Genomic DNA, 1,513 nt, shown 5'->3' on the forward strand with positions numbered 1-1,513 from the left:
AGTCAGCGGCAACCTGGCAGGACATTCTGCTGAAATTGAATCTCTGACCAAAATCCAGCCGGGCGATCTGTATAGCGGATCTAAAGTCACCAAAATGGAAGACAGCATTAAGAAGCTGCTCGGCCGCTATGGTTATGCGTATCCGCGTGTGCAAACGCAGCCGGAAATTAACGACGCGGATAAGACTGTTAAGCTTCACGTTAACGTTGATGCGGGCAACCGTTTCTACGTGCGTAAAATCCGCTTCGAAGGTAACGATACCTCTAAAGACTCCGTTCTGCGCCGTGAAATGCGCCAGATGGAAGGGGCATGGCTGGGAAGCGATCTGGTCGACCAGGGTAAAGAGCGTCTGAACCGTCTGGGCTACTTCGAAACGGTCGATACCGATACTCAGCGTGTACCAGGTCGTCCGGATCAGGTGGATGTTGTTTATAAAGTTAAAGAACGTAATACCGGTAGTTTCAACTTCGGTATTGGTTACGGTACTGAAAGTGGCGTGAGCTTCCAGGTCGGCGTTCAGCAGGATAACTGGCTGGGTACGGGTTACTCTGTCGGTATCAACGGGACGAAAAACGACTACCAGACCTACTCTGAGTTCTCCGTTACCAACCCATACTTCACCGTGGACGGTGTAAGCCTGGGTGGTCGTATCTTCTATAACGACTTTAAAGCAGACGACGCGGACCTCTCCTCGTATACCAACAAGAGTTACGGTCTGGATGGTACGCTCGGCTTCCCGGTTAACGAATACAACACCCTGCGTGCAGGTTTAGGGTACGTGCATAACGACCTGTCTAACATGCAACCGCAGGTGGCGATGTGGCGTTACCTGGACTCCATCGGTCAGTCTGCAAGTACGTCCAGCGATGACAACGGTTTCGCCGCGGATGACTTCACCTTCAACTACGGTTGGACCTACAACCGTCTTGACCGTGGCTACTTCCCGACGGAAGGTTCACGCGTTAACCTGAACGGTAAGGTGACGATCCCGGGCTCGGATAACGAGTTCTACAAGGTCACGCTGGATACGGCGTCCTACTTCCCAATTGATGACGACCACAAGTGGGTCGTACTGGGTCGTACCCGCTGGGGCTATGGTGACGGTATCGGAAGCAAAGAGCTGCCGTTCTATGAGAACTTCTACGCCGGTGGTTCAAGCACCGTTCGTGGCTTCCAGTCCAATAACATTGGTCCGAAAGCGGTTTACTACGGCGGTAATGACGAAGATAACTGCGCAAGCCGCGATTCAAAACAAGTCTGTAGCTCTGATGATGCGGTAGGCGGTAACGCCATGGCCGTGGCGAGCCTCGAGTTCATCACGCCGACGCCGTTTATCAGTGATAAGTACGCGAACTCTGTCCGTACCTCCTTCTTTATGGATGCAGGTACGGTGTGGGATACCAACTGGGAGAATACCGCCCAGATGCGTGCAGCGGGCGTTCCGGACTACAGCGATCCGGGCAACATTCGCATGTCCGCAGGTATCGCATTACAATGGATGTCACCGCTGGGG

The 1,513-nt window shown here is 53.2% G+C and carries 1 protein-coding gene; it reads left to right on the forward strand.

The features are described 5' to 3' along the window. The coding region (gene bamA, locus HP459_RS22875; protein ID WP_171936916.1) for an outer membrane protein assembly factor BamA at positions 1-1,513 on the forward strand (1,513 nt) is incomplete at both ends.

The sequence above is a fragment of the Enterobacter sp. CM29 genome (assembly GCF_013179605.1).
Classification (GTDB): Bacteria; Pseudomonadota; Gammaproteobacteria; order Enterobacterales; family Enterobacteriaceae; genus Enterobacter; species Enterobacter intestinihominis.